Genomic DNA, 2,507 nt, shown 5'->3' on the forward strand with positions numbered 1-2,507 from the left:
CGAATAGCTGTGTAACCCGCAATGGCACACTGCCTTGGCAGTCCATCCCCACTAAAGCGAGCATCGGCATGAACTCACCGTCGTCCCATGACCATCACCATTCTGCAGGCGCAGCCCCTGTCGAGGCTGCGGATGGACGGGTCACCGATCCGGTCTGTGGCATGCAGGTCGATCCCGCCACGACGCAGCATCATGCGACCCACGCCGACACACCTTTCCACTTCTGCTCGGAGCGATGCCGCGCGAAGTTCGTGGCCGATCCGGAGCGCTATCTGACGCCCCAGGACGAACCCGAGGTGGCACAGCCCGGCGCCATCTACACCTGCCCGATGCACCCGGAAGTCCGGCAACAAGGTCCAGGCAACTGTCCCTTCTGCGGCATGGCGCTGGAGCCGGAAATGCCGAGCCTGGAGGACGATGACAATCCGGAACTTCGCGACTTCTCGCGCCGGTTCTGGTGGACGCTTCCGCTGACTGTGGTGACGCTCGTGCTGGCCATGTTCGGCCAGTACCTCCCGCGTGTCGTGCTGGGCGACGTGCAGATCCTGCCGTTGTCGATCGACGTGCAGACCTGGGTCGAGCTGGTCTTGACCACACCAGTCGTGCTGTGGGCCGGCTGGCCGTTCTTCGAGCGCTGCGTGCAGTCGATCCGCAACCGCAGCCCGAACATGTTCACCCTCATCGGGATTGGCGTTGCGGCCGCCTTTGGCTACAGCCTGGTCGCCACGCTGGCACCCGGCTTGTTCCCACCGTCGTTTACCGAACATGGGCGCATCGGCGTGTATTACGAGGCGGCGGCGGTGATCGTGTCGCTGACGCTGCTCGGCCAGATGCTGGAGCTACGAGCGCGTTCGAAAACGTCCGCGGCAATCAAGGGCCTGCTTGGTCTGGCGCCCAAGGAAGCCCGGCGGGTCAATGCCGACGGCACCGAGGAAGACATCCCGCTAACCCACGTGCATGTCGGCGACCACCTGCGCGTGCGACCCGGCGAAAAGTTGCCGGTGGATGGCGAAGTGGTGGAAGGCCGCTCCAGGGTCGACGAGTCGATGCTCACCGGCGAGCCGATCCCGGTCGAGAAAACCACTGGCGATCAGGTCATCGGCGCGACCCAGAACGGCACCGGCGCGCTGGTGATCCGCGCCGCCAAGGTGGGTTCCGACACTGTGCTGTCGCAGATCGTGCAGCTGGTCGCGCAGGCGCAGCGCGCTCGCGCGCCGATGCAGCGGATGGCCGATACCGTCGCCTACTGGTTCGTGCTCGCGGTCCTGGCGATCGCGGTGGCCACCTTCTTCATCTGGGGCTTCTTCGGCCCGGAGCCGGCCTGGACCTTTGCCATCCTGAACGCGGTTTCGGTGTTGATCATCGCCTGCCCCTGCGCGCTGGGTCTGGCCACGCCGATGTCGATCATGGTCGCCACCGGCAAGGCGGCACAGGTGGGCGTGTTGTTCCGCGATGCCGAGGCCATCGAGCACATGCGCCGCATCGATACCCTCATCGTCGACAAGACCGGCACCCTCACCGAAGGACGCCCCGCGTTCAAGGAAGTCGTGGCCTTCGAGGGCTTCGACGCCGACCAGGTGCTGCACCTGGCGGCCAGCCTGGACCAGGGCAGCGAGCATCCGCTGGCCGATGCCATCGTGGCCGAGGCCCGACGCCGGAACTTCGAGTTCGACCGCGTGGAGGACTTCGACTCGGTGACCGGCATGGGTGTGCGCGGAACCGTCGCCGGTCGCGCGCTTGCGCTGGGCAATACCGCCCTCATGGATGATCTGGGCGCCGATCCCGGTGCGCATGTCGACGTCGCCGAGCGTCTGCGCCGCGAGGGTGCGAGCGCCATGTTCCTCGCCGTGGACGGTCGCCTGGCGGGTCTGATCGCGGTCGCAGACCCGATCAAGGCGTCGGCCGCGGCCGCCATCAATGAGCTGCACGCCGCCGGGCTGCGCATCATCATGGCCACCGGCGACGGGCTCACCACCGCACGGGCTGTGGCCACAGAGTTGGGCCTGGACGAAGTGCATGGCGAGGTCCGCCCCGAGGACAAGGCCGAACTGGTGCAGCGCCTCAAGCGCGAAGGCCGGCGGGTGGCGATGGCGGGCGACGGCATCAACGACGCGCCGGCGCTGGCCGCCGCCGACGTCGGCATTGCCATGGGTACTGGCACCGACGTCGCGATGTCGAGCGCGCAGATCACCCTGGTCAAGGGCGACCTGCGCGGCATCCTGCGCGCCCGGAAGATCTCTCAGGCCACCGTGGCCAACATGAAGCAGAACCTCACCTTCGCGTTCGTCTACAACGCGCTCGGGGTTCCGCTCGCGGCCGGGGTGCTCTACCCCGCGTTCGGGATCCTACTGAGTCCGATGGTCGCGGCGCTCGCCATGAGCGTGAGCTCGGTTTCGGTGGTCGCCAATGCCCTGCGTTTGTCCGGCTCCACCGTTGTTGCCACCCCCCACCCTGACCGCGCCGATGAGCCTGCGCGCGGCCATTCCTGTCACTGATGGCTCATATCC

Annotated in this window: 1 protein-coding gene; it reads left to right on the forward strand. The window is 67.0% G+C overall.

Annotated elements, in window-relative coordinates:
- Positions 1-68 precede the first annotated feature (68 nt).
- Positions 69-2,495 carry a heavy metal translocating P-type ATPase gene (locus tag ACGFZ3_RS18720; RefSeq protein ID WP_074058989.1) on the forward strand — a complete coding sequence of 809 codons (2,427 nt, stop codon included), beginning with the start codon at positions 69-71 and terminating at the stop codon, positions 2,493-2,495.
- Positions 2,496-2,507: the final 12 nt, after the last annotated feature.

Origin of the sequence: Stenotrophomonas sp. NPDC047960 (assembly GCF_043204395.1) — a bacterium.
In the GTDB taxonomy this organism is placed as follows: Bacteria; Pseudomonadota; Gammaproteobacteria; order Xanthomonadales; family Xanthomonadaceae; genus Stenotrophomonas.